This window comes from Pseudomonas triticifolii (assembly GCF_014358015.1).
Lineage (GTDB): Bacteria > Pseudomonadota > Gammaproteobacteria > Pseudomonadales > Pseudomonadaceae > Aquipseudomonas > Aquipseudomonas triticifolii.
Window position 1 is genome coordinate 92,861 of the sequence record NZ_JACONV010000001.1, and the last position, 25,311, is coordinate 118,171.

The 25,311-nt window shown below is 60.5% G+C and carries 20 protein-coding genes and 2 riboswitches; of the genes, 9 read left to right on the forward strand and 11 right to left on the reverse strand.

The genetic code is table 11. The features are described 5' to 3' along the window. Nucleotides 1–37: 37 nt before the first annotated feature. Complete coding sequence (locus H8S56_RS00405; protein ID WP_187517523.1) at nt 38–964, forward strand: carbon-nitrogen hydrolase family protein; 927 nt, start codon at nt 38–40, stop codon at nt 962–964. Here the strand turns inward: H8S56_RS00405 and H8S56_RS00410 are convergent, their stop codons facing one another. After that, nucleotides 965–1,444, reverse strand: a complete 480-nt coding sequence (locus H8S56_RS00410; RefSeq protein ID WP_024687230.1) for an LEA type 2 family protein — start codon at nt 1,442–1,444, stop codon at nt 965–967. A gap of 165 nt (nt 1,445–1,609) precedes the next feature. On the opposite strand from H8S56_RS00410, the gene H8S56_RS00415 reads away from it, so the two are divergent. Then, nucleotides 1,610–2,818, forward strand: a complete 1,209-nt coding sequence (locus H8S56_RS00415) for an acetyl-CoA C-acyltransferase (RefSeq protein ID WP_187517524.1) — start codon at nt 1,610–1,612, stop codon at nt 2,816–2,818. Nucleotides 2,819–2,910: 92 nt separating this feature from the next. After that, on the forward strand, nt 2,911–3,684 hold the full coding sequence (locus H8S56_RS00420; protein WP_187517525.1) for an enoyl-CoA hydratase: 774 nt from the start codon (nt 2,911–2,913) through the stop codon (nt 3,682–3,684). A 20-nt stretch (nt 3,685–3,704) separates the two neighbouring features. Here the strand turns inward: H8S56_RS00420 and H8S56_RS00425 are convergent, their stop codons facing one another. Further along, a complete protein-coding gene (locus H8S56_RS00425) occupies nt 3,705–5,663 on the reverse strand; it encodes a type VI secretion system Vgr family protein (RefSeq protein WP_187517526.1) in 1,959 nt (652 codons plus the stop codon). A 341-nt stretch (nt 5,664–6,004) separates the two neighbouring features. On the opposite strand from H8S56_RS00425, the gene H8S56_RS00430 reads away from it, so the two are divergent. After that, nucleotides 6,005–6,709 (forward strand): YebC/PmpR family DNA-binding transcriptional regulator, encoded by a 705-nt coding sequence (locus tag H8S56_RS00430; RefSeq protein WP_024687234.1) that lies wholly within the window; start codon nt 6,005–6,007, stop codon nt 6,707–6,709. A 28-nt stretch (nt 6,710–6,737) separates the two neighbouring features. On the opposite strand, the gene H8S56_RS00435 is transcribed toward H8S56_RS00430, so the two are convergent. Together H8S56_RS00435 and H8S56_RS00440 are read right to left on the reverse strand one after the other, a co-directional pair. Continuing rightward, nucleotides 6,738–8,042 (reverse strand): leucine-rich repeat-containing protein kinase family protein, encoded by a 1,305-nt coding sequence (locus tag H8S56_RS00435; RefSeq protein ID WP_187517527.1) that lies wholly within the window; start codon nt 8,040–8,042, stop codon nt 6,738–6,740. Nucleotides 8,043–8,118: 76 nt separating this feature from the next. Next, nucleotides 8,119–8,664: a TetR/AcrR family transcriptional regulator gene (locus H8S56_RS00440; RefSeq protein WP_187517528.1), complete on the reverse strand. Its 546-nt coding sequence runs from the start codon at nt 8,662–8,664 to the stop codon at nt 8,119–8,121. 160 nt (nt 8,665–8,824) lie between these two features. On the opposite strand from H8S56_RS00440, the gene H8S56_RS00445 reads away from it, so the two are divergent. Further along, the gene (locus H8S56_RS00445; RefSeq protein ID WP_187517529.1) at nt 8,825–9,997 is read left to right on the forward strand and encodes an MFS transporter; all 1,173 of its coding nucleotides are present in this window, start codon (nt 8,825–8,827) and stop codon (nt 9,995–9,997) included. 99 nt (nt 9,998–10,096) lie between these two features. Here the strand turns inward: H8S56_RS00445 and H8S56_RS00450 are convergent, their stop codons facing one another. From H8S56_RS00450 to H8S56_RS00460, 3 genes are all read right to left on the reverse strand, one after another. Then, entirely contained in the window at nt 10,097–11,233 is a 1,137-nt protein-coding gene (locus H8S56_RS00450) for a M14 family metallopeptidase (RefSeq protein WP_187517530.1), read from the reverse strand. 104 nt (nt 11,234–11,337) lie between these two features. Continuing rightward, complete coding sequence (locus tag H8S56_RS00455; RefSeq protein WP_187517531.1) at nt 11,338–11,871, reverse strand: sigma factor-like helix-turn-helix DNA-binding protein; 534 nt, start codon at nt 11,869–11,871, stop codon at nt 11,338–11,340. Nucleotides 11,872–12,381: 510 nt separating this feature from the next. Further along, nucleotides 12,382–12,849 (reverse strand): Lrp/AsnC family transcriptional regulator, encoded by a 468-nt coding sequence (locus H8S56_RS00460; protein ID WP_024687791.1) that lies wholly within the window; start codon nt 12,847–12,849, stop codon nt 12,382–12,384. Between the two features lie 186 nt (nt 12,850–13,035). On the opposite strand from H8S56_RS00460, the gene H8S56_RS00465 reads away from it, so the two are divergent. After that, nucleotides 13,036–16,518 (forward strand): indolepyruvate ferredoxin oxidoreductase family protein, encoded by a 3,483-nt coding sequence (locus tag H8S56_RS00465; protein ID WP_187517532.1) that lies wholly within the window; start codon nt 13,036–13,038, stop codon nt 16,516–16,518. 46 nt (nt 16,519–16,564) lie between these two features. Here the strand turns inward: H8S56_RS00465 and cobM are convergent, their stop codons facing one another. Genes cobM through H8S56_RS00485 form a run of 4 tightly spaced genes read right to left on the reverse strand, consistent with a single transcriptional unit; the run spans nt 16,565 to nt 18,694 of the window. Then, a complete protein-coding gene (gene cobM, locus H8S56_RS00470) occupies nt 16,565–17,317 on the reverse strand; it encodes a precorrin-4 C(11)-methyltransferase (protein WP_187517533.1) in 753 nt (250 codons plus the stop codon). Between the two features lie 31 nt (nt 17,318–17,348). After that, a complete protein-coding gene (locus H8S56_RS00475) occupies nt 17,349–17,798 on the reverse strand; it encodes a cobalamin biosynthesis protein (RefSeq protein ID WP_187517534.1) in 450 nt (149 codons plus the stop codon). Beyond that, nucleotides 17,776–18,498, reverse strand: a complete 723-nt coding sequence (locus H8S56_RS00480; RefSeq protein WP_187517535.1) for a CbtA family protein — start codon at nt 18,496–18,498, stop codon at nt 17,776–17,778. Before H8S56_RS00480 ends, H8S56_RS00475 begins: the two co-directional genes overlap by 23 nt. 10 nt (nt 18,499–18,508) lie before the next feature. After that, nucleotides 18,509–18,694, reverse strand: a complete 186-nt coding sequence (locus H8S56_RS00485) for a CbtB domain-containing protein (RefSeq protein WP_024687796.1) — start codon at nt 18,692–18,694, stop codon at nt 18,509–18,511. 110 nt (nt 18,695–18,804) lie between these two features. Beyond that, nucleotides 18,805–19,014, reverse strand: a riboswitch (cobalamin riboswitch). A 58-nt stretch (nt 19,015–19,072) separates the two neighbouring features. Then, nucleotides 19,073–19,297, forward strand: a riboswitch (cobalamin riboswitch). 109 nt (nt 19,298–19,406) lie between these two features. On the opposite strand from H8S56_RS00485, the gene cobW reads away from it, so the two are divergent. From cobW to H8S56_RS00500, 3 genes are read left to right on the forward strand one after another with little or no spacing between them, the layout of a single operon-like run. Beyond that, nucleotides 19,407–20,468, forward strand: a complete 1,062-nt coding sequence (gene cobW / locus H8S56_RS00490) for a cobalamin biosynthesis protein CobW (protein ID WP_024687797.1) — start codon at nt 19,407–19,409, stop codon at nt 20,466–20,468. Nucleotides 20,469–20,471: 3 nt separating this feature from the next. After that, a complete protein-coding gene (gene cobN / locus H8S56_RS00495; RefSeq protein WP_187517536.1) occupies nt 20,472–24,236 on the forward strand; it encodes a cobaltochelatase subunit CobN in 3,765 nt (1,254 codons plus the stop codon). Continuing rightward, the gene (locus tag H8S56_RS00500) at nt 24,236–25,264 is read left to right on the forward strand and encodes an ATP-binding protein (protein ID WP_187517537.1); all 1,029 of its coding nucleotides are present in this window, start codon (nt 24,236–24,238) and stop codon (nt 25,262–25,264) included. The genes cobN and H8S56_RS00500 overlap by 1 nt, the downstream gene beginning before the upstream one ends. Nucleotides 25,265–25,311: the final 47 nt, after the last annotated feature.

Consider the following 25,311-nt stretch of genomic DNA (forward strand, 5'->3'; position numbering starts at 1 on the left):
ACAATTGGCAACCGAAACCAACCAGGAAGAGCCTTTTATGCCCGTATCAATCGTCGCCGCATTACAGCTAGGTGCCTCGCCGCAGGGCAAGGCAAAAACGCTTGAGCAGATAGTGGCCTACGAGCAGGCCATCCGGGAGGCGGGCGCACATCTGGTTGTGATGCCTGAGGCGCTCCTTGGCGGGTATCCAAAGGGCGAAACCTTTGGCACACAGTTGGGGTATCGCCTGCCTGAGGGGCGCCAGGCATTTGCCCGGTATTTCAACAACGCGATCGACGTGCCTGGTGAAGAAACCCAGGCGCTTGCCGAACTTTCCACTCGCACGGACGCCAGCCTGGTGATTGGTGTCATCGAGCGCTCGGGCAGTACGCTTTACTGCACGGTACTGTTCTTTGAGCCGCAAGGCGGGCTGGTCGCCAAACACCGCAAGTTGATGCCGACCGGGACCGAGCGTCTTATTTGGGGCAAGGGCGACGGCTCTACGCTGGCGACAGTCGATGCGCGGGCAGGGCGTCTGGGGTCGGCGGTGTGCTGGGAGAATCACATGCCCTTACTGCGCAACGCCATGTATGCCAAAGGGGTTGAAGTCTGGTGTGCCCCGACAGTGGATGAGCGGGAGATATGGCAGTGTTCGATGCGCCATATCGCTCATGAAGGGCGCATGTTTGTGGTCAGCGCCTGCCAGATCCAGGCCTCGCCCGAGTCGCTGGGTATCGAGGTGCCCAACTGGCCAGCTGATCGAGCGCTGATCAACGGCGGCAGCGTTATCGTCGGCCCGATGGGCGACGTGCTGGCAGGCCCGCTAACGGGTACTGCCGGCCTGCTGACCGCTGAAATCGACACCGACGACCTGATCAAGGCGCGATACGACTTCGATGTGGTCGGCCATTACGCGCGGCCGGATGTGTTCGAACTGGTGGTGGATGAGCGTCTCAGGCCTGGCGTTCGCTTTATCCGCGACTGATCACCAGGGATCACCTTCGGCCTGTCGCAAGTCCAGCGTGCCGCGGTCTTTGAAACGCATCGTGCCGAACAGCCCGCCAGCCAGCTTGCCGCGCAACTCGTAAGGTAGATTGTCCAGGCGCTGACTCTGGCTGAGGCCCAGTGCCTGGCGCAGCGCGGCAAAGGCGGAGACGCTGACAGGTACCACCAGCACCGCTTCGGAAAACGAGCCGATGGAGCCCTGCTGATTGCTCACGCCGGAGGCCAGCAGTCGGTCATTCACGTCAAGATCCAGCGCTACTCCACTGTAATCGATGGCCGTAGCGTTCGGGTTCTGCAGCCTGAGCGTCACAGCCATACGCAGCTCCAGTCCTTGGCCGGGTAGCGGCTCGATGCCCACGACGCTGATGTTCAGCGGGTCGCGATCGGGCAGGAGTGCGCAGGCGTTCAGCGCCAGAATCAGAAGGCTCGCGAACAAGACGCGCAGCGGTCGTAGCGACATTCGCCAGATCCTCAATGTGTGGGTGGTAATGGTGAGACCGCATGCAGATACGTAGATTCGCTCTGCATCGACAAGCCCGCTAATCTGCCTGTTTCAACCGTTGCGTCCTCAGGCGTTGAGGTTGATGATTTCAGCGATCCAATAACAACAAGACTGGAGATTGCCATGTCCATCGAAAGGACGACCCCTCATCAAGACCCTGTGGTCATTGTCAGTGCTGCCCGTACCCCCATGGGCGGCTTTCAGGGGGATTTGCTCGGCCTGAGTGCCACAAAGCTGGGCGCTGCGGCCATTCGCGCCGCCGTTGAGCGTGCCGCTGTCGACCCTCAGGACGTTGACGAAGTCCTGTTCGGTTGTGTGCTGCCCGCCGGGCTGGGTCAGGCTCCTGCCAGGCAGGCAGCACTGGGTGCCGGGCTTGGAAAGGGAACCCGGTGCACCACGCTCAACAAGATGTGTGGTTCAGGCATGCAGACCAGCATCCTGGCTCACGACATGCTAATGGCCGGCAGCGCCAGCGTAGTCGTCGCAGGCGGAATGGAAAGCATGTCCAACGCGCCTTATCTGCTGGATCGCGCCCGGGGCGGTTACCGCATGGGGCACGCAAAAGTGCTGGACCACATGTTTCTCGATGGTCTGGAAGACGCGTACGAGCCCGGTCGATTGATGGGCACCTACGCCGAGGATTGCGCGCAGTTGAACGGGTTCACTCGCGGAGCCCAGGATGCCTTTGCCCTGGCTTCGCTTACCCGCGCCCAGCACGCCATAGCTGATGGCCATTTCGAGGCCGAAATCGTCCCGCTTCAGGTTACGGTCGGCAAGGAGCAACGGCTCATCAGCCACGACGAGCAGCCTCCCAAAGCGCGTCTGGACAAGATTCCCACGCTTAAGCCTGCCTTTCGTGAGGGGGGAACGGTGACGGCCGCGAACTCAAGCTCCATTTCCGACGGCGCTGCGGCGCTGGTGATGATGCGTCAGTCCGAGGCGCTGCGCCGAGGCCTGAAGCCGCTGGCGGTGATCAAAGGGCACGCGGCCTTTGCCGACGAGCCTGGTTTGTTCCCCACAGCGCCTATCGGGGCCATCAAGCAGCTGTTGGCCAAGACCGGCTGGACGGTGGATGACGTTGACCTGTTCGAGATCAATGAGGCTTTTGCTGTGGTGCCTCTGGTTGCAATGAGCAACCTGGAAATCCCTCATGAGAAAGTGAACGTCAATGGTGGTGCCTGCGCGCTGGGACACCCCATTGGAGCGTCGGGTGCGCGCATTATCGTGACCCTGCTGGCAGCCTTGAAGCGTCGGCAATTCAAGCGGGGCATGGCCGCTATCTGCATCGGCGGCGGAGAAGCCACGGCGTTGGCGGTTGAGATAATTGATTGATATTTAAAAACAATGACTTAAAGGGTTTTCGTGAGGTCATTTATCAGGTTTTCCATATTTATGCCCATCTGGGTAAAAAAGGATAATTATCAATGCTTTATGAAACATTGTTGATAGAGATTAGAGATAAGATCGCACTCATCACTCTAAACCGTCCCAAGGCGCTGAATGCACTGAATGCCCAGTTGATCGACGAATTGAATCACGCGCTCGATGCTGTCGAAGCTGACGGGTCAGTAGGCTGCATTGTGTTGACCGGCTCCGACAAAGCGTTCGCTGCCGGGGCAGATATCAAGGAAATGGTCGATCTGACCTATCCGCAGATTTATCTGGATGACCTGTTCCGCGAAAGCGACCGGGTTGCTGCCAGGCGCAAACCGATGATTGCCGCTGTCGCCGGATTTGCGTTGGGCGGTGGATGCGAACTGGCGCTGATGTGCGATTTCATTCTGGCCGCCGATAACGCCCGTTTTGGTCAGCCGGAAATCAATCTGGGCGTATTACCGGGCATGGGAGGCACCCAGCGTCTGACCCGTGCCGTCGGCAAGGCCAAGGCCATGGAAATGTGTTTGACAGGGCGCCTGATCGACGCTCAGGAAGCAGAGCGCGCGGGACTGGTGTCGCGCGTGTTGCCTCTCGAACAGTTACTCGACGAGGCCTTGAAGGTCGCTGCCGTGATCGCTGAAAAATCGCTTCCTGTCGCGATGATGGTCAAGGAAAGCGTCAATCGGGCCTTTGAGGTCAGCCTGGCCGAGGGTATCCGCTTCGAACGGCGCGTGTTCCATGCTTGCTTCGCCAGTCAGGATCAGAAGGAAGGCATGCAGGCATTCATCGAAAAGCGCGCCGCCGATTTCAAGGACTGTTGAGCTTCAGGGGCTCGATAGCCTTACGCGCCGCACTGCCTGAGCGCTTCAAGCTGCTGATGGGTCCAGTTCTGCTGGAAGTAGGCATGCAGGTCCACACACTGACCGGGGTGGAACAGATGCAGGTCGTGCGGCGTCAGGTGATACTCCTTGGCCAATCGATGGCGCTGCGCTTCGCTCAGCCCCAGATAGCCCTGTTCGTCGGTCGTGCCCTCGAACAGGAAATGCTCCCGGGCCAGTCTGGCCAGGTGGTGCAGGTCAGGCTCAGGCATGCGCACGATGTACCAGATCCTTCCTGCGAGCGGGGCACCGTGCAAGCCCGGTTGCGTGGTAAGACGCAGGTCGCTCAGGGGCAGGGTTCTGGGTGACCTTTCTGTGGGCTGCGGCGCGAAGAGGGTTGCAGCGCCCGACACGCAAACCCCGTCCGGCGTCAGGTGCAACTGAGCCACCGAGCTGCGTAGAGTCAGGCCCTTGTCCGATTCGATACGCAAGTGCTGGTTGCAAAGCAGCTGAATGTAAGCCGGTGACCTGAAGTCGATGCCTTCAAGGCACACCCGTACGTCCTGTTCAGCTTCGTTTTTTCTCACGATGGAACGTATGACAGGGCGATCAGGGTCGTTGTCCAGATGGTCGACCAGCACACGAGCGCCGACGCGCAGTTGTCCGATTCGGTAAGCATCGCTGCACATGACCTGCGCCAGCGGCCAGCGCCCGAGAGGGGCGTCGGGAATCTCGTCTTTTTGCCAGTCGAAGCGGATGCTGCGGTGTGTCGAGGGGTCGATGTCTGCATCGTCATTAAGGCCCGGCATCAGCGTCGCGACATGTACCTGGTTGATACGAGGTCTGGGATGGTGGATCGCTGCACGAAACGGCATGGCCCAAGGGATCACCTTGAATTCATTGGCATAGCTGTCCGTTTTTTCACCGGTGGTTTGCGGCCAGCACGGTTCTGTGTCAGGCAGCGCGCTGATGACCAACGCTGTGTCGTGAGCAGTGTGGCCGTCGAGCAGGTGCAGCTGCCTGCCTGTGTGGTGCACCTCGGTCAGTAGCCAGTGATCGTTGAGCAGCGGCTCTGGATGATCCAGCACATGCACGATTTCGCCGCTGCGCAGGGCTGCCTGGTTGCTGCAGCCCTTGATGTCACGGTGTTCACAGCGAATGCGCTCCAGAGCCCGGACGCTGCGCTGCTGCAGGCACGCTGTTTCATGATCCAGCCAGCCATGCGCCGCCGTTTGCTCGAACGGCTCATTGATGGCGTGGGCGTCCGGCGCTGGGTGCTCCGGCGGGGCCATGGGCTGCACAGCTAGTCCTGTCTGTCGGGCAGGCCTCGTCCGGTTGGCTCGTATCGACCGATGCTCGGCCAGATGAAACAGCTGCGGCTCACCGGCATCTTGCATGTCGTCTGGATTGAACCGCAGGGGTAAGGTCCTTTCCGGAAAACTGACCGGATCATCCGAAAACACCAATACAGGGCCATGAGCGGTGTGCTCGAAGCGGAAGTGGATGCCGTCTTCTTCGCACAGACGCTGCAGAAAATGCAGGTCGGTTTCAGCGTATTGGACGCACAGCGGGCGATGCAGGTAGCGGCCTGTCAAATGTTCGAAACGGTAGGTGTCGTTTGCGATGCCATGGTTTTCCAGCAGTTGCCTGATCAGGTCTGGAGTGCTCGCGCCGTGGTAGGCGCGGCTTCTTCTGCAGCGCGCCAGTGCCTGCAACTCGGGCATCACGGCAACGCGATAATGCGTCAGGCCGATGCCGGCATAAACCTGCTCAGCCTGATGGATCTGGCCACGCACACCCTTATCGGAAAGACCGAAGCGAAAAAACGCATCTCGACCCAACAGGCTGGCAGGGTCAATGGGGGCATCAGTGCTGATCAGATCGATATCGAAGCGATAGACTTCGTTCAAGGCTTCCAGGCCGGTAAAGCTGATGACATGCAGATCCATCTGGCAGTCGGCAATCGCCAAGGTCATTGGCATTTGCGGGTCTTTGCACATCTTCGGGCTCTCCCACCATCCAGTTCAGGGTGGGAAGGGTACGAAATGCTCGGACTCAAAGGCATCGTTGCAAGGTTTTTCAGAAAAGGACTACACAACAAGGCGTACAGCGCAGTGTGAGGATGCCGGTTTGGCGGACACCTTGCCTCGTTCGTTTGGTCACCAATGCGGCGACAGGGGTTTCATCCGACGCGATCAGGTATAAAATGCGCCGCGCCGGAGGCATGAATGCCGGCACCTTATTTTTAACGCCTTGCCACAGTCGCGGCCTGCTTTGCTGCAGGCGCGACGGGCAAGGCGTATACCGGATCGAGAGAGCAGACATGGGCGCACAGTGGAAGGTCAAGCATAAAGAAGCGGCAGCCAACGCCAAGGGGCGTACGTTCGGCAAGCTGTCCAAGGAAATCATGATCGCTGCCCGCGCGGGTGCCGATCCCGACATGAACTCTCGCTTGCGTCTGGTGGTCGAGCAGGCAAAGAAAGCGTCCATGCCGCGTGAAACCCTGGAGCGAGCGATCAAGAAGGGCGCAGGCCTGCTGGGCGAAAGCGTCAACTTCGAGCGCCTGACCTACGAAGGTTTCGCGCCGCATCGCGTGCCGGTGATCGTTGAATGCCTGACTGACAACATCAACCGCACCGTCTCAGAAATCCGTGTGCTGTTTCGCAAGGGGCAATTGGGCGCAGCCGGTTCGGTCTCATGGGACTTTCATTATCAAGGCATGATCGAAGCGGTGCCCGTTTCACCGGATGCCGATCCGGACGAAGCCGCCATCGAAGCCGGTGCCCAGGACTGTGAGCCGGGCGAAGAGGGTGCGACCCTGTTCCTGACCGAGCCTACCGATATGGACGCCGTGTGCAAGAAGCTGCCCGAGTTCGGTTTCACGGTGCAGTCCGCGCAATTGGGCTATCGCCCTAAGAGCACAGTGGATGGCCTGACGGATGAGCAGATGGCCGAAGTCGAAGCATTTCTTGAAGCCATCGACAATCACGACGACGTGCAAAACGTCTATGTGGGTCTGGCAGGCTGATCAGCCCGAGCTTTTGACGTGGGGCGCCTCAGGCGCTCCACGCCTGCAATTGCAGGTGCACGTCCGCGAGCAGCGGTCTCAGGCTGCAGTCGGCCTGGGTGCAGCTCGCTTGAAGTGCGTGCAGTTGATCAATGATCGCGGACTCTTCGCGCTGCACATCGCAACGTTCCAGCAATTCTCCCAGCAAAATACCGAAAGCCCGCGTTTCGATGCGCTCCAGCGCGTCCCCCATTGACACCGAGGGATGAAAGGAGGCCGCGCCGAAATCACCCAGCAAACAGTTGCCGTTGTCCTGCCTGAGTATGTTGTGGCCGTACAGGTCGCCGTGGGTGAGGCCGCAGGCGTGCAGGTGTGCGGTAACCGAGGCGATGCCGGTTGCCAGGCGCAGCAGTTCGGGCAGTGAAAACCGGACACCGGGGTCGTAGACGTCGCGGCTGCAGGAATCCAGGCTGGGCGGGCCTGCCAGGTTGCTGAAGTCGGGCGCTATCAACTCCATCACCAGGCCCTGTGGCGCTGAAGGGTGCTCGCAGACCTTGCCCAGCACCTCAATCAGGTGCGCATGGCGACCTGCCGCGATGCAGGCGTCCATTTCATTGAGCGGTGAGCCATCGCTGGTCACGCTGCCCTTGTACAGTTTCACTGCGACCTTTTGCGGACCACTTGCCTCTTGCCAGATCGCCTGCTGAATAACGCCTGAAGCGCCTTCGCCCAGACGCTGTTCCAACTGCAAGTGCTGCCAGGGAATGCGTCGGACCGGAAGCTGCGAACGCGCCGGGCACAGCGGATTGTCGGCATAGGCAAGCCAGGCCAGGCTTGGCAGCTTCAGCAGCCAGTCGGGCAATTCACTCATGCGGTTCGCGGCGATACGAATCAGCTCAAGCTGGTGACAGTCGGCCAGCGTCGAGGGCAATGCCTGCAGCCTGTTACCTGCCAGCATCAGTTTTTGCAGATCGGGACGGCGGCCTAACTCGTCGGGTAACGACTCGATCCGGTTATCGGTCAGGATCAGCCAGCGCAGGCGCGGCGGCAATGCAGCAGCGCTGACCCTTTCAATCTGGTTGGCCTTGAAGCCGACAATGCGCAATTGCTTGCACTTGCCTATGCATTCCGGCAAGTGGGTGAACGCGTTATCGGACCCGAACAGCACACGCAGGTGCGTGAGACGATGCAGGTCGTCGGGCAGGCTGCTCAATGAATTGCCGCTGAGATTGAGGACTTCCAGCGTGTCCGCCAGATCGAATATTTCCCGTGGAAATTCAGTCAGGTCACAGGACAGGTCAAGGCGTCGAATGCCCGCCAGTTTGCCGGCGCGCAGGTCTGCGAGGGTATGCATGAGTCGGTTCGATCAGTAGTCGGACATGGCGCGCATGATAGCGGGTGTTTCGGCGCACAGCCGCACAAATCACCCCTCAGGACAGGCAGCGGTCCACGCAGCGATGCACAGCCGCCAGGGTTGGCGGTGACTCGGCGTACAGAATCCGGTAAATCATGGGTGCGACGATGGCGTCTATCAGTTCGTCGGCCGTTGGCGACTGTTCATGACGGTTACGTGCACGATCAATGATGGTCTGTAGCTGTTCGCGTACCCGAGATGCGCATTTACCTGCGCAGTTCGAGGTGCTGGCCGCCACGTCACGCATCATCTCGCGGCCGGGGGCGGACGACATTTCGTCCAGGTACATTTCACTCCAGACCAGCAGGTCCTGGCGCAGGCTGCCATGGTCGATGGGTTCGTCGGGGCGCAAGCGCTCGACAGCGACGTCAGCCAGCAGGCTGGTGAGATCGCCCCAGCGTCGATAAATGGTCGACGGGGTCACGCCAGCCCGAGCCGCGATCATGGGGACACTGAGTGCAGAGCGCTCCTGCTCTTTCAGCAGGTCGCGAACAGCGCGGTGAATGGATTCCTGTACGCGGGCGCTGCGCCCCCCGGTGCGTATTGCTTCTTTGATAGCCATACAGCGGACCTTAACACAAAGTATTTGCTTTAAGCGGTGAGCAGTCGCACACTCCGCAAAAGCTAATTCATAGCTTTAGTAATGAGCGTCAGCGGAGAGTGTACCTATCTCCCTTCCTTTGCAGAACACGCAACCTGATGATCGGGGGCCTCGTCACCTGATGTTTCTGGCGTTCACGACCCTGTGTTTCTTTGCCGCGTCCAGCACGCCCACGCCCCTTTATCACCTGTATCAGGAAGCGTGGGGCTTTTCTTCCGCAATGCTCACGCTGATTTTCGCCGTCTATGCATTCAGCCTGCTGGCGGCGTTGTTGATGGGCGGTTCGTTGTCCGATTATCTGGGGCGGCGGCCGGTTATTTCAGGGGCCTTACTAATCCAGTCAGCCTCCATGCTGTTGTTCATATTCGCCACCGACGTGACCTGGCTGGTGATGGCGCGACTGATTCAAGGTTTTGCCACGGGGCTCGCCGCCAGTGCGCTGGGGGCGGCGCTGTTGGACAGCGATCAGGCCAGGGGGCCTTTGATCAACAGCATTTCTCCGATGCTGGGGATGGCGTTGGGCGCGCTGGGCACTGCAGCGCTGGTGCAATTTGCGCCGCACCCCTTGTTGCTCGCCTATTGCCTGCTGCTGGCCGCGTTTGTCGGGCAGGCCCTTTATCTAAAGCGGGTCCCGGAAACAGCCAGCCCGCAACCTGGTGCCTGGCAATCGCTCAAGCCTTCGTTGCATGTGCCCGTGCAAGCCCGGCGCATGCTGTGGCTGGTGTTGCCTGTCGATATTGCAGCCTGGGCGCTGGGTGGCTTCTTTCTGTCATTGAGCCCGTCGCTGCTGGCGGCCGCCACCGGCTCGACTTCGCCGCTGGACGGCGGATTCGCAGTGGCGGCGCTGACCCTCAGCGGCGCGATGGCTATCCTGATCTTGCGCCAGCGCGCGCCCGAGCTGGGGCTGTGGGTAGGCGCGAGCTTCATGACGGTCGGTGTCTCGGTGATCCTGCTGGCGATCAATACAGGCCTCTTGTGGCTGTTCTTTGGCGGCACAGTGGTTGCCGGCATCGGTTTCGGCTCGAGTTTTCTCGGCGCGTTGCGCATGCTCATGCCGCTGGCGCACGTGCATGAGCGGGCCGGGCTGATGTCGGCCTTTCTGGTACTCAGTTACCTGGCGTTCTGCATGCCGGCACTGGCTGCAGGTTTTGCCGCACGTTCGTTTGGTCTGGTGATGACCAGCAATGTGTATGGGGCGATCGTCATTGCGCTGGCGATAATGGCCCTGGCGGGGCTGATGGTGCGGCGTGACGCGACGGCAGAAGCCGTCTCTCGAGATGAGCGTGTTGCCTGACTGCTGGAGCAGACCAGCGGTTGACCTGCCGGGAAACGCTGTTTTAAAGGTGGGAGGCCGGCAAGCCGTCTCCCACACTCTGTCATCGATCTTGAGCCGTCAGCGCAAATCCCGAACCATTTCGGCCAGCACGCTCAAGACATCCTTACCCAACTGCGCCGAGCGCTTACCGGACCAGCCGGTGGTCGGGTCAGGGGCGTTGTCGTTGTCCTTGAACGGCATCTCCAGCGTCAATGCCAGGCATTTGTAGCGCTCGCCAACGCTGTTGCAGGCCAGGTTCATGTTGGCCTGGCCCGGAGCGCTGCGGGGATAACCGTAAACGCTCTGGAAATCGACGGTCATCTCACCCAAGCGACGCCGGAACTGTTCTTCAAGTTGCTGCTGCTTTGCGGTATAGCCCGGATTGCCTTCGCAGGCGGCCGTGAACACATAGGGAATCTCCTCGTCGCCATGCACGTCCAGGAACAGGTCGACCCCGTACTGCTCCATTTGCTGTTTGACGAAGAACACCTCTGGGCTCAGCGCTTCGGTGCTGTCCTGCCAGGCGCGGTTCAGGTCCTTGCCGTTGAAGTTGGTGCGCAGGTGGCCATGAAAGGCACCGTCGGGGTTCATGTTCGGCACCAGATACAGGTCGGCATTGGACAGAAGCTGATCCATTGCCGAGTCACCCTGTTGCTGAAGGCGCTCGATGACGCCCTCCATGAACCATTCGGCCATGTGTTCGCCGGGGTGTTGCTGGGCAATGATCCAGATAGTGCGCTTGCCCTCGGCTCCGTCGCCCTTGCGCAGTAGCTGGATATCGCGCCCCTCGACACTCTTGCCCGTATCCAGCAGTTGCATCCCGGCCTGCTCCAGGGCTTGTTCGATCAGTGCGTCATGACGCGCGCGGCTGTAAGGTTCGAAGTAGGCGAACCAGATCTGTGGCTGGCTCGGGGACAGACTGAAGTTGAGCGCCTTGCCATCAAAGCTGGACGGGACCCTGAACCAGGTCTGGTGATCATAGGATGCGACCGCGTTGTAACCGGTCCATGCAGTGCTGAAGGTCGACTCACTGGCGTTGGTCAGGCTGAAACCGTGGGACACACCGACTTCCATGCCCTCGACCTTGAAGTGGAACCACTGAAAATGGCCACTTTGGGTGTCAGGTCTGATTGCCAACCTGACACAGGTTGGATCGCTGGCATCCAGTACCTGAATGTTGCCGCTGTCAAAGTCTGATGTGAGGGTGAGAGTCACGGTGCGTTCCTGTGTGCGTAGGCCTGTGTAGACAAGTGCCTTTCAAGGCACTCACTGTACACCGGTCGCCACGACCCTGACTTATCTGGAACGGTCATCCAGCGTCAGGAAAAGGTCTCGGCGGTGACCATCAGGCTGCAGATGAACGCTGTGAACAGACACCAGCCCAGATAAACGCGGCGTTTGCGTCGATGCCAGCCGCTGGCGCCGATCAGCGAGGCAGGTGCCTGCAGCTCGCGCCAAATGCGTTCACTGTTCTGGAACGCCGCAAGGTGCGCAGCGTCCGCATCAAGCCAGTGACGGAATTCTATCCGTTCGCTCGCTGTAGCGGTCGGGCTCTGCAGGTGTACATACCAGCGGCTGGCCTGCTCCTGGATGGCCTCGCTGTGACATGCGGTCTGGCGATGGATCTGCCTGAGGACCCTGAACATGGCGCGCTCTACCTTGGCGGGGTCGACCTCCACAAAGCGGGCAATGTCCGTGTAGGACAGTCCGTCGAGGCGACTGAGCAGAAAGATCTGGCGGGTGCGGCGCGAGAGCCTGTTCAGGCACCGGCCCAGTTGAAGAATTTGAAGGGTCGGCAGTGGGGCGGGCAGCCTGGCGGGCAGGGGCAATAGAGATGAGAGTTGATTACTCATGATGTATCGCTCGCTGATCTTCCATAGAAATTCTTCCTTAAGCCGATAGGTTCAATCCATGACGCAGCCAGACTAATGAATTCGAGAATCATTCTCAAGTGAAAAGGTGCTGCAATTACCTTTTTAATGCGGCCTCTGGCCATTTCTTGCAGAAAAACAGAAGCCCGGCTCGCAGTGTTTTGATAATATCCGCGCCATCGCGCTCAACCAGCGCAGCCATTTATAAAGCAACGTGCGACACCCAGACTTCATTAGCCTGAAGCAGCGAAAAAAACCAAAAAAAAGACCCGGCAAAAAAGCCGGGTCAAAAACCGTGATTAGCCTGATGAGGAGATAATCTGGAAGTCGACCTAAGACTTCCGGGTTATCCAGCCAGTCTCGCGACCAGCTGATGCAATAATAATCATTATCATTTGCAAGTCAAGTGTTTTTCTTGCCCTCATTGAAACAAATAATCCATCAGTAACCACTGATGGATTTTTCCATTGCCCGCCAATCGGCGCTCTGCGCTCAATCCAGCGGCAACTCGGTAGTGCGCTTGACCGTGCTCATGGCGATATTGGAGTGCGCCTCGTGCACATGAGGCAGTTGCAGCAGATGATCACGCAGGAAGCGCTCGTAGCTGGCAATGTCCTGTGCCACGACCTTTAGCATGAAGTCCATCCCCCCCGCCATGGTGTAGCACTCCAGCACCTCCGGGTGGCCGATGATGGCCTCTTCGAACTCGGCCAGGTAACGCCTGCCATGCCCCGATAACTTGACCTCGACAAACACCGTCATGCTCAGCCCCAGCTTTTGCGCGCTGAGCAAGGCAACGGTGCGTTCGATCACGCCGTCTTCCTGAAGCCTGTGAATGCGACGCCAGCAGGGCGATTGGGACAGTTCCACCCGCTCGGCAATTTCTGCCGCCGACAGGTCGGCGTCATGCTGCAACAGGCGAAGAATCTTGCGATCGATAGGGCTCAATTTAAGCTGCATGAATTGACCTTGTTTTTTGTTTTTTTCGAAAAAGGCATGCTCAATATCAGCAGATATTTGCCAATTTAGAAAGAAAAAGCCTCTTTTCTACAGGCAGTCTAATGACAAGGCCGCCGGGCTGGACCGTCCCGGCGAAATGGACCTTATTCATAAGAAAGCCTGAATAAAAACAAGAGAGGTATCTGCATGTCCCTGGCTGATATTCGTCTGGATGATAAATACCGGCTCGCCACCGGCAACCTGTACCTCACCGGTACGCAGGCCCTGACCCGGCTGCCGATGCTGCAAAAGCAGCGTGACGAAGCGCGCGGGCTGAACACGGCGGGGTTCATTTCCGGCTATCGCGGGTCGCCATTGGGGAATCTGGACAAGAGCCTGTGGGACGCCAAGGAATACCTCCAGCAAAACGCCATCCATTTTCAGCCCGGCATCAATGAAGAGCTGGCCGCCACAGCGGTGTGGGGCAGCCAGCAAGTGAACCTGTTTCCGCAAGGCAAATACGACGGTGTATTCGCGCTCTGGTATGGCAAAGGCCCCGGTGTGGATCGCTGCGGCGATGTGTTCAAGCACGGCAACTCGGCCGGCGTTGGCGCCAATGGCGGGGTGTTAATCCTCGCGGGCGACGATCATGGCTGCAAGTCCTCCACCATTGCGCACCAGAGCGAACACGCCTTCATCGCGTCGATGATCCCGGTGCTCAACCCCAGCAACGTCCAGGAAATTCTCGACTACGGCATCATCGGTTGGGAGCTGTCACGCTACAGCGGTTGCTGGGTAGCGATGAAGACCATCGCTGAAAACGTAGATTCGTCTGCAGTCGTGGAAGTCGATCCGCTGCGCATGCAGACTCGCATTCCCGAAGATTTCGTACTGCCCGAAGGCGGTTTGCACATTCGCTGGCCTGACCCACCGCTGGCGCAGGAAGCACGACTCAACACCTACAAGATCTACGCCGCCAGAGCGTTCGCCCGTGCCAACCAGTTGAACAAAGTGGTCATCGACTCCGCGCAGCCACGGCTGGGCATCGTCACCACGGGCAAATCCTATCTGGATGTGCGTCAGGCCCTTGAAGAACTGGGCATTGATGAGCAACTGTGTGATCAGGTCGGCATCCGGGTATTGAAGGTCGGCATGAGCTGGCCGCTGGAGCCGGTGTCGGTGCATGACTTTGCCCAAGGCCTTGACGAGATTCTGGTCGTCGAAGAGAAGCGCAGCGTCATCGAGGATCAGATGACCGGCCAGCTCTATAACTGGCCCGTGGACCGCCGCCCGGTGGTGGTGGGCGAGTTCGACGAGCAGGGCCGTTCGCTGTTGCCGAACCTGAGTGAACTGACACCTGCAATGATCGCGCGGGTCATCGCAAAACGGCTCGCGCCGTTCTACAGCAGCCCGCAGATCGAAGCGCGTCTGCAGTTTCTCAGTGAGAAGGAAAAGGCCCTGCAGGCACCGCTGTTCAATACCCAGCGCACGCCACATTTCTGCTCCGGTTGTCCGCATAACACCTCCACCCGCGTGCCGGAAGGCAGCAGGGCCCTGGCTGGTATCGGCTGTCACTACATGACGATCTGGATGGACCGGGCGACCGACACCTTCACCCAGATGGGCGGCGAGGGCGTGACCTGGATCGGCCAGGCACCGTTTACCGAAACCCCGCATGTGTTCCAGAACCTTGGGGATGGCACCTACTTTCACTCAGGGCATCTGGCCTTGCGGGCCGCCGTCGCTTCCAAGGTCAACATCACCTACAAGATTCTCTACAACGATGCCGTGGCCATGACGGGCGGGCAGCCTATCGATGGCGTGCTGCGTGTCGATCAGTTGAGTCGTCAGGTATTCAATGAAGGCGTGCAGCGTATTGCGCTGGTGTCGGACGAGCCCGACAAATATCCGAACCGCGAAGGTTTCGCGCCGATCACCACCTTTCACCATCGGCGTGACCTGGACAGCGTGCAGCGTGAGTTGCGCGAGTTCAAAGGCGTTTCGGTGATCATCTACGACCAGACCTGCGCCACCGAGAAGCGTCGCCGCCGCAAGCGCGGCACAATGCCGGATCTGGAAAAGCGCGCCTTGATCAACCCTGCGGTATGTGAAGGCTGCGGCGATTGCGGCGTGAAATCCGGCTGCCTGTCCGTGCTGCCCAAGGAAACCGCTCAGGGCCGCAAGCGTGAAATCGACCAGAACGCCTGCAACAAGGATTTCAGTTGCGTTGAAGGCTTCTGCCCAAGCTTCGTGACCGTTCACGGCGGCAAACTGCGCAAGCCGGTTCTGCCGCAACAGGTCCAGGCGTTTGCCTCGCTGCCGGAGCCGACGCTGCCGTCGCTGGAGCGGCCGTTCAATATTCTATTGCCTGGCGTGGGTGGTACGGGTGTGACCACGGTCGGCGCAATGCTGGGTTATGCCGCCAATCTGGAAGGCAAGGGTTGCAGCGTGCTGGATCAGGCGGGGCTCGCGCAGAAGTTCGGGCCGGTGGTCAGCCACATCCGCATCGCCGCTCGCCAGCAGGATCTGTTCGCGGTGCGTATCGCCGCAGGCGAAGCGCATTTGCTATTGGGGTGTGACCTTCTGGTGGCTGCCGGGCCGGATGCGATTGCCAAACTGGACAGCGCCATTTCCCATGCCGTGGTCAACAGTCAACAGACCCCGACGGCGGAGTTCACGCGTAATCCGGACGCAGTGTTCCCGGTCGAGGCGATGAAGCAGACCATCATTGATGCGGTAGGCGCTGAGAAAACCCACTTTGTGGAAGCCACTTCGCTGGCGACCCGTTTGATGGGCGACAGCATTGCCAGCAACCTGTTCATGCTCGGTTATGCCTATCAACTGGGCCTGATCCCGTTGACGTCGCAGGCCATCGAAAAGGCCATCGAGCTCAACGGCGTGTCAGTCAAACTCAATCAGCAAGCCTTTTTGTGGGGCCGCCGCACCGCTCATGATGCTGCTGCGGTCGAAGCATTCGTCAATCCGAAACAAGAGGCGGCCGAGCCGTCGCAACTGACGCTGGAACAACGCATTCAGAGCAATGTGGATACGCTGGCCGAGTACCAGAACCGTGCCTATGCCGACCGCTACCTGACGCTGGTGCAGCAGGTTCGCGACGCCGAGTCGCGGCTGTTTCCGGGGCAGCCGCTGGCCCTGACCGAAGCGGTGGCGTTCAACTACTTCAAGCTGTTGGCCTACAAGGATGAGTACGAGGTGGCGCGGCTGTACAGCAATGGCGATTTCACTCGGCAACTGCAGGCGCAGTTCGAAGGCGATTACCGTCTGGAGTTTCATCTGGCACCGTCCTGGCTTGCCAAGCGCGACCCGCACACCGGGCAACCGCGCAAACGCAGTTTCGGTCCGTGGATGTTGCGGGCGTTCGATGTGCTGGCCAAATTCAAGTTTCTGCGTGGCACGGCTTTCGACCCGTTTGGCCGCAGCCTGGAGCGCCAACAGGAGCGTGAGCTTATTAAGCGCTATGTCAGCGATATCGAGTTGATCCTGCAACACTTGCAGGCGGGCAATCGCCACACGGCGTTGAGTCTGGCGCGCTTGCCTGAGCGGATTCGCGGCTACGGGCACGTCAAGGAAAGCGCGATGAACGCCGCAGCCTTGCAGGCAAGTGTGTTGCGTCGCAGCCTGGAGAGTGGCGAGGTGGCAGCGCCGAAACTGTACGAAGTGGCTGCATAAGACCTTGTGAGGCGGTTCGCTTGACCGGTCGGACAAGCGATCCGCTTCATTCTGAAGGCCGAAACACGTGTGCGTGACCTGCACGATACAGCGATGACTCGCTGAACGTGTCGTTCGCCAGCACTCGACCTACCACGATCAATGCGGTGCGCCGAAACCCTTTGGTCTGCACTTTCTCTTCTATATCGGCGAGCGTGCCCTGCACCCAGTCCTGATCAGGCCAGCTGGCGCGGTGCACCACGGCAATCGGGCAGTCCGCTCCATAGTGCGGGACGAGTTCTTCGATGATCCGGTGCAGGTTATTGACCCCCAGATGAATCGCCATGGTCGCTCGATGTTGAGCCAGGCTGGCCAACTCTTCGCCGGGCGGCATTGAGGTCTTGTCGGCATAGCGGGTCAGGATCACGCTTTGCGAGATGTCCGGCAGGGTCAGTTCGGTGCCCAGCAGCGCAGCACAGGCTGCTGTCGCCGTGACGCCGGGGATGATTTCGAAAGGAATGCCCAGTTCCCGCAGATGGCGGATCTGCTCACCAATCGCGCCATACAGGCTCGGGTCTCCCGAATGCACCCGCGCCACATCATGGCCCTGCGCATGGGCTTCCTTGATCAGGTCAATGATCTGTTTCAGGTGCAATGCGGCGCTGTTGACGACCTGAACGGCTTGATTGCCTTCCAGTACCGCCACCGGCACCAGCGAGCCTGCGTAGATAATGATCGGGCAACTGCGGATCAGGCGTTGACCCTTGACGGTGATCAGCTCCGGGTCGCCAGGGCCTGCGCCGATGAAAAAAACAGTCAATGAAATCTCCAGAATCGGGTTGAGGGCGCCATTATCCGCCCTTGGCAGGGCTCGATGCCAAAGCAAAGGTGGCTTGGGCGTTCTTCTGGCGGCTGATTGCCAGTGCTGCGGTGCCGTCCCCAAGGCTGGCTGCCAGGGCCAGCGCTGTCCCTTCTGCTACCCCGTGGCAGCCCGTTGTGTTGAGCGTCTGTGCTGAGCGATGCGTCATGTGCAGCTCCCATGACACCAGCTCTGCCGCGTGAAAGAACACCAGCGGCACGTCCAGTTGCCTGGCCAGTTCCAGCAAACCAGGCTCGTCACGCTTCAGGTCAATGGACGCCAGGGCTGTGACGTCACGGATGTCCAGCCCGGGGGCTTGCAGATGGTGTTCAATCAGCTCACGCAACACCCCGGCGGGGCAGCCGCGCCGGCAACCCAGGCCCACGACCATGACGGGCGTGGGCAGGGCGTGGGTCTGCTCAGGCCGTATGCGGTTCGGCATGCTGCAGGTCCACGTTGTTACGGCGGAACAACCAGGCGCTGATCAGCCCCATCGCCACCCAGAACACGGCGTTGGTCAGCAGCGACGCAATAATGAACTGTGATTCCAGCGCTTCAGGCGCAAGGCTTTCATGAACCAGTGGTTGCGGTGCGCCGATCACGTGAGGCACGAGCAGAATGGCAACCCCCAGTACTTTGAGCAGCAGGTTCTGACCGAAGACCAGCAGCGCAATGCCAGCAGCCGTGGAGGCTGCGGTGCCAATCCACCAGAACTGGCGCTGGCTGAGTTCGGCGGCGGCAGTGCCCGGCAATTCCGGCGGCAGGCCCAGGGTCGGTGCCAGTACGAATACCGCGAAACCCGCCAGACCCCACCAGACGCCCTGAACGGTGCTCCCCGGAGCGCGCAAGGTATAAAGCCCGGCGAGCATGAACGCGAAGCCTACTGCTACGACCAGATTGCCGCCGGTGGTAGACAGCACGCGCTGCCAGCCGTTTTCCGGCTCCCAGGCGGCTTCATCGTGTGCATGAGTGTGCTCGGCCGCAACACCGGCTGCATGTTCATGGACCTGCTCGGCAGGGGCGTTTTCATAGGTTTCTGCCTGCTGGATCAGCGGGGACACCCAGAAACTTTGTACCAATGTCAGCAGCAACGCTGCCAGCAGGCCGGTGAAGCCTGCGGTGGGCACGATTCGCTTGAACATTGTGTTGTCCTCAATGACAAGGGAAGGCGGCGCTGTGACGGGTGTCATGCGCAGCATTGTGCACCGCGGCGATGTGCGAAAAACCGGCGAAGTACACCAGGCACGCGCCCAGTAGCGCCGCGCTGATCGCTGCGCTCAGGCGTTGGGTACGGGTGGAGCTGGCTGCGGCCGATGGGCTGCTGCTGATGGTCGTCATGGCGTTCCCTCTAGAGTTGTAGCGTCTTGAGTGTGAAAGCAGGCCATGCGCACAGATACCCACTGACGGGCGTCAGAGGTTTCAACGGCGCCCGCCCACCGCGGGTGTGTCATTTGAAAACGTAGCGGGCCGGTCTCCGGGCTCGCGAGGGGCAAGACAATGATGTCCAGCCGTTGAAGTCACCTTCCCATGCCGAAGCACAGTGGATCTGACTTCCTCTCGCTTACCGTTGCGGGGGCAGCACCGGACTTGCTCAGCAATCTGAGCGCACCGGTTTCCCGTTTCACCCCGTGAGGGGCACCCGTAACAAGGCGCACAGGAGACCATGCGCAGTGCGGGATCGTCAATCTCAACGATTGACCTGTCAGCGGGCACTGCGTAGCCTTGCCGGTTCGAGGTTCTTCGCTTGCAGTCCAGTGCTCAAGCGCAGCTAAGACGGGAATGCGGTCGATGCCGCAGCTGCCCCCGCAACTGTAAACGGTCATGTTCATCGCACAGCCACTGCTCCGGCGGGAAGGCGCGATGAATGCGTATTGGCGAGGCTTGGACAGTCCGCTGAGCGCCACCGTAAGCCAGGAGACCTGCCTCGAACCGGGCCAAGGCCTGCGAATTCTCATTACAACCGGGCGGGGTGATCCGGTGGCGATTTGATCCGTGTGCATCGCACGCGGCTCTCGTCCTGTTCGCCCGCCGCATCGCCAAAGGGCACCTGATGAAAACACTGGCCAAGCTTCCCGTCACCATCGTTACCGGCTTCCTGGGCTCGGGCAAAACCACCCTGTTGCGGCACATGCTCGATAACGCCGAAGGGCGGCGCATCGCGGTGATCGTCAACGAATTCGGCGAGCTGGGTATCGACGGCGAAATCCTCAAACAATGCACCATCGGTTGCACCGAAGAAGAAGCCAACGGTCGCGTCTATGAGCTGGCCAACGGCTGCCTGTGCTGCACGGTTCAGGAAGAGTTCTTTCCGGTGATGCGTGAACTGGTAGCCCGTCGCGGCGACCTGGACCATATCCTGATCGAAACCAGCGGTCTGGCGCTGCCAAAACCCCTGGTTCAAGCGTTCCAGTGGCCGGAAATTCGTAACGCCTGCACGGTCGATGCGGTCATCACTGTGGTCGATAGCCCGGCGGTATTGGCAGGCACCTTCGCCGCCTTCCCGGATCAGGTTGATGCCCAGCGCAAACTGGACCCGAATCTGGATCACGAGTCGCCCCTGCATGAGCTGTTTGCCGACCAGTTGGCCAGCGCTGATCTGGTCATCCTCAACAAGGCCGACATGATCGACGCCGACGGTCTTGCTGCGGTGCGCGCCGAAGTTGCCGAAGAGTTGCCGCCCGCGGTCAAAGTGATCGAGGCCAGCAGCGGCCGCTTGCCGATCAGCGTGTTGTTGGGTGTCGGTGCCGAGTCCGAAGTGCACATTGATGGCCGCAAGACTCACCATGACCATCACGACGGTGAAGATGATGACCACGATCATGACGCTTTCGATTCGATTTCGATCAAACTGCCGCAAGCAGATGAGGCTGTATTGCTCAGTGCGTTGAATCAACTGGTTGTGCAGCACGGCATTCTGCGCGTCAAAGGCTTTGCGGCCATTCCTGGCAAGCCGATGCGTCTGCTGATCCAGGGTGTGGGTACGCGTTTTGACAAGCACTTTGATCGTGCCTGGCGCGCCGACGAAGAGCGACTGACCAATCTGGTGTTGATCGGCCAGGAACTGGACGCCGCTGCACTGGAAGCGCAACTCAACGCTGCGATTGCGGGCTGACCCATGCACCTGCTGAGAACCCAGCCCGGCGGTTTTGTACCCGATGACAGCATCGCTGACCTGGGACAAACCCCGGCCGAACTGGTGATCCTCTGCAGCGGCGATTCAAGCCTGGCGCTGCTGGCCGAAGCGGCCCTGCAGTTGCCCGACGATTACCCCAGCCTGCGTCTGGCCAACCCGATGCAGGTACAGAACCACGCCTCGGTCGATCTGTATGTCGATGAGGTACTGCGTCACGCCAAAGTGATTTTGCTTTCCCTGCACGGCGGCATTGGTTATTGGCGTTATGGCGTCGAGCGGCTGATGGAGCTGGCTGCACAAGGCGTCACGGTGATCATGGTGCCGGGTTGTGACCGTCACGATCCGGAGCTGATCGACCTGAGCACCGTTGCAGCGACCGACTGCAACCGCCTGTGGCAGTTCCTGCGTCAGGGCGGTCTACAGAATGCGCTGGACCTTTATAGCTGCATGGCCAGCACCTGGCTCGGTCACGATTACGCTTGGGCCGAGCCTCAGCCGCTGCCACGTACCGCTGTTTATCATCCGAAGCGGGCAACTGCCGTACTGGCCGACTGGCAGGCCGATTGGCTCAGTGACCAGCCTGTGGCTGCGTTGCTGTTTTATCGTTCGCACTTGCAGGCCGCCAACACGGGCTTCATCAACGAATTCTGCGAGCGTTTGCAGGCGCAGGGCCTTAACCCTTTGCCGATCGCAGTCGCCAGTCTCAAGGAGCCGGGCTGCTTCACGCAGGTCGAAGAGTGGCTGGATGAGGCCGGTGTAGAGTTGATTCTCAATACCACCGGCTTCGCCCAATCGAGTCCTGAAACCCCTCATTTGCGGCCTTTTCGGCGCGATGTGCCCGTTATTCAGGCCATCTGCGCGCAGGACAACCAGCCTGCGTGGCAGGCCAGCGAGCAGGGCCTTGGGGCCCGCGACCTGGCGATGCACATTGCGTTGCCGGAGCTGGACGGGCGCATCATCAGTCGGCCGATCAGCTTCAAGGACCTGGCATGGCGCAGCGAGCGCAGTCAGTCCGATGTGGTCTGCTACCGCGCCCACCCTGAGCGCATGGACTTTGTCGCACAACTGGCCAGAAACTGGATTTTGTTGGCACGTCTGCCTAACGCCGACAAACGCGTGGCATTGATTCTCGCCAATTACCCGACCCGCGATGGCCGTATCGGCAATGGCGTCGGGCTCGACACACCTGCTGCCGCGTTGAACATCCTGCGCGCCATGCAGGCTGAGGGCTATCCGCTGGCGGAGCTGCCCGACAGCGGCACCGAGCTGATTCAGCAATTGCTCGGCGGCGTCACCAATGATCTGGACAGCATTGATCAGCGTCCTTGTCAGCAAAGCATGGCGCTGGATGAATACCTTGACGCGTTCAACGCGCTGCCGCAGGCCAATCGCGATGCAGTCAACGCTCGTTGGGGCGCGCCGGATGCCGATCCGATGTTCCGCAGCGGCCGGATGATGATCGCGGGTCTGCGCTTTGGCCTGACCTTCGTCGGCATTCAGCCGGCGCGTGGTTATCAGGTCGATCCCAGTGCGGTGTATCACGACCCGGATCTGGTGCCGCCGCACGGCTACCTCGCTTTCTACTTCTGGCTGCGCAAGGCCTACGGCGCGCACGCCGTGGTGCATGTCGGCAAGCACGGCAACCTGGAGTGGCTGCCGGGCAAGGGCGTCGGGCTGTCCGAGAACTGCTGGCCGGATGCGGTGCTGGGCGCGATGCCGAATATCTATCCGTTTATCGTCAATGATCCGGGTGAAGGCGCACAGGCCAAGCGGCGCACGCAGGCCGTCATTATCGACCACCTGATGCCGCCGCTGACGCGCGCCGAAACCTATGGGCCGTTGCGCGATCTTGAGTTGCTCGCGGACGAATACTACGAAGCGCAACTGCTGGACCCGCGGCGCGCCCGCGAACTGCAACGCGACATTCTGAATCTGGTGCGCGAAACCCGGATCGACCGCGAGCTGGCGTTGGAAGGGACGACTGACAGCGATGCCGACGCGGCCATCTGGCTGCCGCGTCTGGACACCTATCTATGTGATTTGAAGGAGTCGCAGATTCGTGACGGGCTGCATATATTTGGCCAGTCACCTGAGGGCCGCTTGCGTATCGACACGCTGCTGGCGTTGTTGCGTATTCCGCGTGGCGACGGGCGCGGCGCGCAGTCGAGCCTGCTGCGAGCCTTGAGCAAGGCGTTCAGCCTGGGCTTCGACCCACTGAATTGTGAGCTTGCCGAACCCTGGCAAGGTCCGCGTCCGACTGAACTACTCGCCTTGAGCGCCGACCCGTGGCGCACCGCCGGCGACGCGCGTGAGCGCCTTGAGCTTTACGCTGCGGCCTTGATTGAACGTATCACCGAAGGTCAGGACGTAGCCGATCTACCAGCGCACGCCGATCTGGCGCTGATTCTCGACAGCCTGCGCGAAGTGGTCGCGCCACGCCTCGACGCCTGTGGCCCCGGCGAGATGCAGGGCATGCTCGCGGCTTTGAGTGGTCGCTTCGTACCGGCGGGCCCCAGTGGTGCGCCGAGTCGAGGGCGACTGGACGTGTTGCCGACCGGGCGCAATTTCTTCAGCGTGGACGTGCGTAACCTGCCGACCACCACAGCCTGGCGGATCGGTTTCCAGTCCGCCAACCTGTTGCTGGAGCGTCACTTACAGGATCACGGCGACCACCTTCGGCAGCTGGGGCTGTCGGTCTGGGGCACGGCGACCATGCGCACAGGCGGTGACGACATCGCGCAGGCCATGGCGCTGATGGGCGTGCGTCCGGTCTGGGCGACGGGCAGTCAGCGTGTCGATGACTTCGAGATTCTGCCGGTCAGCCTGTTGGATCGTCCGCGGGTGGACGTGACACTGCGGGTGTCCGGCTTCTTTCGCGACGCCTTTGCCAACCTGATTAGTCTGTTCGACGCGGCCGTGCAGGCCGTTGCGGCGCTCGACGAGCCGGATGACCTGAACCCGATTGCCGCCCGCGTGCGTGAAGAGCGACAGAGCTTCATCGCCGAGGGAATGAGCGAGGACGAAGCGGCACGTCAGGCAGGCTGGCGAATCTTCGGTGCCAAGCCGGGCGCCTATGGTGCGGGCGTTCAGGGCGCTATTGATGGTCGCTTGTGGCAGAGTCGTGAGGATCTGGCCGAGGTTTACCTGAACTGGGGTGGCTATGCCTACGGCGCTTCCGATGAGGGCACGCCTGCCCGGCAGCGCTTCGCTCAGCGCCTGTCTCAGGTGCAGGCGGTGGTGCAGAACCAGGACAACCGCGAACACGATTTGCTGGACTCCAACGATTATTACCAGTTTCAAGGTGGCATGCTGGCCGCCGCCGAAACCCTCAGTGGCGAGAAGACAGCAAGCTACCATGGCGATCACAGCCAGCCGGACCTGCCGAAAATCCGTACCTTGAAGGAAGAGCTGAACCGCGTGATACGTTCGCGGGCGGCAAATCCCAAGTGGATCGAGGGTGTAAAACGTCACGGTTACAAAGGCGCGTTCGAAATGGCGGCCACGGTAGACTTTCTGTTCGCATTCGACGCCACCACTGAACTGATCGACGATCATCAATACGCACTGCTGGCCGATGCCTACCTGCTTGATCCATCGACCCGCGAATTCATTGAGCAGCACAACCCCGATGCCCTGCGCGACATGACCGAGCGCATGCTTGAAGCGCAGCAGCGCGGGCTTTGGCAGGAACCGGGCGATTATCAGCAAGCCCTGGAAAACCTGCTGCTGGATATAGAAGAGAACTGATGACCTTGCCTGACTCAAGCCTTGCCAATACGCCGCATTTTCCACTGGCCGCTGTCGTGGGCGCCGATGACCTGAAACTCGCGTTGTGCCTGACGGCCATCGATCCACGCATCGGCGGTGTGTTGATCGAGGGGCCGCGAGGCATGGCGAAATCGACCCTGGCACGTGGGCTGGCCGATCTGATCGCCAGCGGGCAGTTCGTGACGCTGCCGTTGGGCGCGACCGAAGAGCGGCTGGTGGGTACGCTGGATCTGGATGCTGCGCTCTCCGAAAGCCGGGCGCGCTTCTCGCCCGGCGTGCTGGCGAAAGCCGACGGCGGCGTGCTGTATGTCGACGAGGTGAACCTGTTGGCCGATCACCTGGTGGACCTGCTGCTGGATGTCGCGGCCAGTGGCGTCAATCTGGTGGAGCGTGATGGCATTTCCCATCGTCATGCAGCCCGATTCGTGCTGATTGGCACCATGAACCCGGAAGAGGGCGAACTGCGCCCGCAGTTGCTGGATCGCTTCGGCTTGAACGTGGCGTTGAGCGGGCAGACGCTGCCTGTCGAGCGCAGCCAGATCATCCGCAGGCGTCTGGACTTCGACGCAGATCCACAGTCGTTCTGTGCCCAGTGGGCGCCTGAGCAGGATGCGTTGAAACAACGTTGCGAACAGGCGCGTTCACTGCTGGCGGACATTGCGCTGGATGACACGTCTTTAGCGCTGATCACCGAACGCTGCTTTGCTGCAGGCGTTGACGGCATGCGTGCCGATCTGGTCTGGCTGCGCGCCGCACGGGCACATGCGGCCTGGCGGGGTGTCGGGATGATCGAGGAGCAGGACATTGACGCCGTGGCCGAGTTTGCCCTGCGCCATCGCCGTCGCGAGCCGTCGCCGCCATCACCGCAATCGCCAGAAACACCGCCTTCAGGTTCTTCCGAAAAACAGGATAACCAGAGCGGGCAGGGCAGTTGGGGTGAGCTGCCGGCTCAAGCAGTGCCTACCGGATCGCGCCGCGAAGTGCCGAGCTGGCCAAAAAAGCCTTAGGCATCCGCCCCCAACGCTCGAAGGGGGCGGATGCCGTTCCCCGGCCG

Excerpts from the sequence above, each read along its gene's own strand:
- H8S56_RS00405 (WP_187517523.1), top strand. The coding sequence starts at position 38 with ATGCCCGTATCAATCGTCGCCGCATTACAGCTAGGTGCCTCGCCGCAG.
- H8S56_RS00410 (WP_024687230.1), bottom strand. The coding sequence starts at position 1,444 with ATGTCGCTACGACCGCTGCGCGTCTTGTTCGCGAGCCTTCTGATTCTG.
- H8S56_RS00415 (WP_187517524.1), top strand. The coding sequence starts at position 1,610 with ATGTCCATCGAAAGGACGACCCCTCATCAAGACCCTGTGGTCATTGTC.
- H8S56_RS00420 (WP_187517525.1), top strand. The coding sequence starts at position 2,911 with ATGCTTTATGAAACATTGTTGATAGAGATTAGAGATAAGATCGCACTC.
- H8S56_RS00425 (WP_187517526.1), bottom strand. The coding sequence starts at position 5,663 with ATGCCAATGACCTTGGCGATTGCCGACTGCCAGATGGATCTGCATGTC.
- H8S56_RS00430 (WP_024687234.1), top strand. The coding sequence starts at position 6,005 with ATGGGCGCACAGTGGAAGGTCAAGCATAAAGAAGCGGCAGCCAACGCC.
- H8S56_RS00435 (WP_187517527.1), bottom strand. The coding sequence starts at position 8,042 with ATGCATACCCTCGCAGACCTGCGCGCCGGCAAACTGGCGGGCATTCGA.
- H8S56_RS00440 (WP_187517528.1), bottom strand. The coding sequence starts at position 8,664 with ATGGCTATCAAAGAAGCAATACGCACCGGGGGGCGCAGCGCCCGCGTA.
- H8S56_RS00445 (WP_187517529.1), top strand. The coding sequence starts at position 8,825 with ATGTTTCTGGCGTTCACGACCCTGTGTTTCTTTGCCGCGTCCAGCACG.
- H8S56_RS00455 (WP_187517531.1), bottom strand. The coding sequence starts at position 11,871 with ATGAGTAATCAACTCTCATCTCTATTGCCCCTGCCCGCCAGGCTGCCC.
- H8S56_RS00460 (WP_024687791.1), bottom strand. The coding sequence starts at position 12,849 with ATGCAGCTTAAATTGAGCCCTATCGATCGCAAGATTCTTCGCCTGTTG.
- H8S56_RS00465 (WP_187517532.1), top strand. The coding sequence starts at position 13,036 with ATGTCCCTGGCTGATATTCGTCTGGATGATAAATACCGGCTCGCCACC.
- H8S56_RS00475 (WP_187517534.1), bottom strand. The coding sequence starts at position 17,798 with ATGCCGAACCGCATACGGCCTGAGCAGACCCACGCCCTGCCCACGCCC.
- H8S56_RS00480 (WP_187517535.1), bottom strand. The coding sequence starts at position 18,498 with ATGTTCAAGCGAATCGTGCCCACCGCAGGCTTCACCGGCCTGCTGGCA.
- H8S56_RS00485 (WP_024687796.1), bottom strand. The coding sequence starts at position 18,694 with ATGACGACCATCAGCAGCAGCCCATCGGCCGCAGCCAGCTCCACCCGT.
- cobW (WP_024687797.1), top strand. The coding sequence starts at position 19,407 with ATGAAAACACTGGCCAAGCTTCCCGTCACCATCGTTACCGGCTTCCTG.
- cobN (WP_187517536.1), top strand. The coding sequence starts at position 20,472 with ATGCACCTGCTGAGAACCCAGCCCGGCGGTTTTGTACCCGATGACAGC.
- H8S56_RS00500 (WP_187517537.1), top strand. The coding sequence starts at position 24,236 with ATGACCTTGCCTGACTCAAGCCTTGCCAATACGCCGCATTTTCCACTG.